The sequence below is a fragment of the Mesorhizobium sp. M7A.F.Ca.MR.362.00.0.0 genome, assembly GCF_004023175.1.
Classification (GTDB): domain Bacteria; phylum Pseudomonadota; class Alphaproteobacteria; order Rhizobiales; family Rhizobiaceae; genus Mesorhizobium.
Window position 1 is genome coordinate 3005 of sequence record NZ_RZTF01000140.1, and the last position, 4284, is coordinate 7288.

At 62.7% G+C, this 4284-nt stretch carries 3 protein-coding genes and 1 pseudogene; 3 read left to right on the top strand and 1 reads right to left on the bottom strand.

The window, feature by feature from the left end; all coding sequences use genetic code 11:
* Together EOC06_RS42790 and mgrA are read left to right on the top strand one after the other, a co-directional pair.
* Positions 1-300 (top strand): annotated as a pseudogene (locus EOC06_RS42790) (gfo/Idh/MocA family oxidoreductase); the annotation flags it as partial.
* Positions 301-421: 121 nt separating this feature from the next.
* A complete protein-coding gene (mgrA, locus tag EOC06_RS18155) occupies positions 422-1468 on the top strand; it encodes an L-glyceraldehyde 3-phosphate reductase (RefSeq protein ID WP_128308421.1) in 1047 nt (348 codons plus the stop codon).
* Between the two features lie 75 nt (positions 1469-1543).
* Here the strand turns inward: mgrA and EOC06_RS18160 are convergent, their stop codons facing one another.
* The gene (locus EOC06_RS18160) at positions 1544-2641 is read right to left on the bottom strand and encodes a serine protease (RefSeq protein ID WP_128308422.1); all 1098 of its coding nucleotides are present in this window, start codon (positions 2639-2641) and stop codon (positions 1544-1546) included.
* Positions 2642-3037: 396 nt separating this feature from the next.
* Here EOC06_RS18160 and EOC06_RS18165 point away from each other — a divergent pair, with 396 nt between their 5' ends.
* Positions 3038-4132 carry a serine protease gene (locus EOC06_RS18165; RefSeq protein WP_128308423.1) on the top strand — a complete coding sequence of 365 codons (1095 nt, stop codon included), beginning with the start codon at positions 3038-3040 and terminating at the stop codon, positions 4130-4132.
* The last annotated feature ends 152 nt before the right edge of the window (positions 4133-4284 follow it).

Sequence of the window (4284 nt, forward strand, 5' to 3'; positions counted from 1 at the left end):
GCCAAGCCGGTCAAGAAGCTGCCGAACTGGCCGCATCCATTCGGCGTGCCCAACGAGATGCATTCGCAAGGCATGATGGCCAACTACCGCACATCGGGCCTCGCCGACATGGCAGTGGCGATCGCGGAAGGCCGGCCGCACCGCTGTTCGATGGAGCTGGCGCTGCACGCCGTCGACGTGATGACCGGCCTGTTGCGCTCCGGCGAAACCGGCAAGTTCGTCGCCATGCAGACCACCTGCGAACGGCCGGCCGCACTTGGCGTCAAGGAAGCCAAGGCGCTTTTGGCGAAGAAGAAATAGGGCAGCACACCTCAACCCTCTCCCCGTTCCGACGGAGAGAGGGTAAAGGTGAGGGGCAGAGCCAACTCGCCGCGTTGTCGCGATGCAGCCGACCGGCTCGCTTCCATTTGAGGATTTTCCGATGCCCTACACGCCTGCCGAAAACCGCTATGAAAAAATGATCTACAACCGCTGTGGCCGCTCCGGCCTGAAGCTGCCGGCAATCTCGCTCGGCCTGTGGCATAATTTCGGCAACGACACGCCGCACAGGACCAAGCAGGCGATCGCGCGCAAGGCCTTCGACCTCGGCATCACGCATTTCGACCTTGCCAACAATTACGGTCCGCCGCCCGGTTCTGCCGAAACCGCCTTCGGCGAGATCCTGCGCACCGATTTCGCCGCCTACCGCGACGAGCTGATCATCTCGACCAAGGCCGGCTACGAGATGTGGGCCGGACCCTACGGCGAATGGGGCGGGCGCAAATACATTCTGGCCAGCCTCGACCAGAGCCTGAAGCGCATGGGGCTCGACTATGTCGATATCTTCTATTCGCACCGCTTCGACCCTGACACGCCGCTGGAAGAAACCATGGGTGCGCTCGACCATGCCGTGCGCTCGGGCAAGGCGCTCTATGCCGGCATCTCGTCCTACAATTCGCAGCGCACGCGCGAGGCCGCCGATATCTTGAAGCAGCTTGGCACGCCTTGCGTCATCCACCAGCCGAGCTATTCGATGCTGAACCGCTGGGTGGAGGAAGATGGCCTGCTCGACACGCTCGAAGGGCTCGGCGTCGGCTCCATCGTGTTCTCGCCGCTGGCGCAAGGCATGCTGACCAACAAGTATCTCGGCGGCATTCCCGATGGCAGCCGTGCCTCCCAGGGCAAGTCGCTGAAGACAGCCTTCATCAACGACAAGACCATCGCCAACATCAAGGCGCTCAACGCCATCGCCGGCAAGCGTGGGCAGACGCTGGCGCAGATGGCGCTGGCCTGGGTGCTGCGCAAGGGCAGGGTGACCTCGGCGCTGATCGGCGCCAGCCGGCCGGAGCAGGTCGAGGACTGCGTCGGCGCGCTCAAGGTGCTCGACTTCAGCGATGCCGAACTCGCCGAGATCGACACCTATGCGCGCGAATCCGACATTAATCTGTGGGCGGCTTCCGCCGAGCGCAAAGGCCCGCCGCGAAAATAAGTCCTCTCGATAAGCCGGCAAGCAAAACGGCGGGAACCTCTCCCGCCGTTTTGCTTGAAAGCGAACAGCGCTGCTTCAGGGCGTTTTCGGTTTCTGGGCGGTGCCCAGTCCCGCCTTGGGCTTTGCCGGCGCCGGAGCCGAGGTCTTCATCTTCGCCTCGATCCAGCCGGTGTAGTTGGCCAGCCGCGTGTAGATGCCGTAGGCCTCCTTGTGGCCGCACGCCGCACTGCCGTCAGCCGGGCCTTCGCCCCAGCTGACGACGCCGACCTGGACCGGGCCTTCGGCACCGGTCATGAACAGCGGGCCGCCGCTGTCGCCGTTGCAGGCATCGCGCACGCCGCTGGTGGTGCCGGCGCAGATCATGTTGCCGGTCAGCGGGTCGGTCATGTCGGCGGCGATCGCATTGGCGGCCGCGTCGATGCCTTTTTCCGAATAGCGCATACGGCGGGACAGATCACCGAGCGCTGCCTTCAGATCACGCGCATAGATGGCCTTGATGCCGCTGTTGCAGGCCTGGTTCGGCTGCAGGTCGAGATCGACAACCATCAGCGTGGTCGGAAAGGTGCCGTCCTGCATCTTGCCCCAGCCGGTGACCGTCGTCTTGCCGGTCTCGGGGGTTGCCTCATGGGCGACCTTGATGGTCGGCGCATCGGCCGGTTCGGCAAGCCGGAGCAGGGCGAGATCGTTGTCGAGCGTTTGCTCGCTGTAGGCTTCGTTGACGATGACCTCCACCACCTTGTGGCGCTTGCCCTCGCTGAGATCGGTTGCACCGGTCAGCACGGTGACGCTCTCCGGCGAAACCGGCTGACCCTTGTCGTTGAGGCAGTGTGCTGCCGTCAGCACCCATTGCGGCGCGATCAGGCTGCCGCCGCAGAATTGGGCATTGGCCTGCGAGGCCGGGTTCTCGTCCAGCCTGTCGGTGGTGAGCAGCGCGACCTGGAACGGATAGGCTCCCTTTTCGGCCTGGTTGCCGCCATAGACGCGGTCGGCCGCGTCGGGGTTCTCCGCCGCGGCTTTCGCCCTGGCTTCCGTCACGCGCTTCATTGGCGAGACCGCTGCCTCCGGTCGGGCGACCGCTTCGTCGGCCTGGGTGGAATTGGCTGCCGCAAGGGCGGCTGCGATGCCGAGCAGCGATGCAGCGGCGATCGGCCTGAACCGATGGATGATGTTCATCTGAAGCCCTCCTGATATGTACCCGAGCGGACCAGCCCCGGCGCATGATCAACAAAGCAAGCCTCAGACTGGTGGTCAGGCCGCGCAGCTTTCGTTGTAGCGGCACGGCAGGGACACCAAGTCAGGCACTGCTTCGCGTATCGCGTTCCTGTGCAGACCCCGTTCAAAACCCTATAGCCCCCCACGGGCTATGTGGAAGCTAATTGTCATTCCAATGTTGTATTAATTTAGGCAATATATCCGCCCGGGTGTCTTTGGCGGGGGCTTTGACCGACCGCATAGGCGATGGTCAAATTTCAAGTGCGGTAACCAAAATCCTTTTTCGACGCCACCACGATCTCGACAATATTTCTGTATCTTGATCCAGTCCTTGCTGACTTTTGGGAGAGTCTCACCATGACAAAACTGACAAACGCACTCATTGTGTCCGCATTGCTTTCCACCGCAATGTGGACGGTCCCGGTTTTCGCCGCCGATCCTGGCTCCGCCAGTGCCGGCAATGGCGAAAGCGCGCGCGACGTGACTTCAGGCGACTACAAGCCCGGGCGGGCAAAGCCGATCGCGCCACCGAAGCTGACCGACGAAGACAGCCGCGCCGCGCCGCTTGCCGACGAGGCAACGGCTGTCAAATCCTACGGCATCGTCGGACGGTCCGCCGATGGCAAGGAGATCAAGATCGAGCCGAGCGAAGCGCTGCGGGAGCTTATCATCAAGGAACTGAACGCTCCGGCCACCGGAAAAGACGGGGCCGAGCGCAAGACCGAGGATCCGGACCTCGGCGAAGGCGAAGCCGGCCGTCAGGTTTTCGGCACCGACGATCGCGAGCAGGTCAAGAACACCAAGACCTATCCGTTCTCGGCAATCGGCTATCTCGAAGCCAAATCACCGAAGACGGGCAGCTTCGGCAGCTGTTCGGCAACGCTGATCGGCCCGCGCACGGTGCTCACCGCCGCGCACTGCCTCTACAGCCATGAGGATAAGGATTGGCTCTCCGACTATCTGTTCGTGCCGGGGCTGAACGGCAGCACGGCCGACGACGCACCGTTCGGCGCCTTCGCCTTCGAAAGCGCCTATGTGCTGCAAGGCTTCATCGACAACTACCAGGGTTATTATGGTTCGGTCCTGCTGTGGGATCTCGGCATCGTCACGCTAAAGCAGGATGTCGGCACCAATCTCGGCTGGCTGGGCTATGCCAACTACGAGGATCTCGGCGATTTCACCGCCAATCTCGTCGGCTATCCCGGCGACAAGCCGATGGGCACGATGTGGAAGGCAAACTGCGAAGTGCATGCCGAAAACATCGCGCCGGAATATTTCCAGTACGACTGCGATACGTTCCCAGGGTCGAGCGGCAGTTCGGTCTATGCCTACGACAACAAGGCCAAGCAGCGCATCGTCACCGGTGTCAACGTGGCGGAAAGCCCCGACGCGAACACCGCCGTGCGCCTGAATGCTGCCAACGTCCAGTGGATCAACAGCCTGTATAAATAATCGCTGCGCATTCGCGGTGGAGACAAAGGCGGCGGCGCAATCCCGCCGCCTTTTTCGCGCCGCTATTTGGCTTCGGCCGTGGGCGGCCCATTGCGCACATAGGTCTCGATTGCCGAAGCGAAAGTGGGAGAACCCGCCTTGCGCTGCTTGTC

Coding starts and splice junctions, on each gene's coding strand:
- mgrA (WP_128308421.1), top strand. CDS start 422: ATGCCCTACACGCCTGCCGAAAACCGCTATGAAAAAATGATCTACAAC.
- EOC06_RS18160 (WP_128308422.1), bottom strand. CDS start 2,641: ATGAACATCATCCATCGGTTCAGGCCGATCGCCGCTGCATCGCTGCTC.
- EOC06_RS18165 (WP_128308423.1), top strand. CDS start 3,038: ATGACAAAACTGACAAACGCACTCATTGTGTCCGCATTGCTTTCCACC.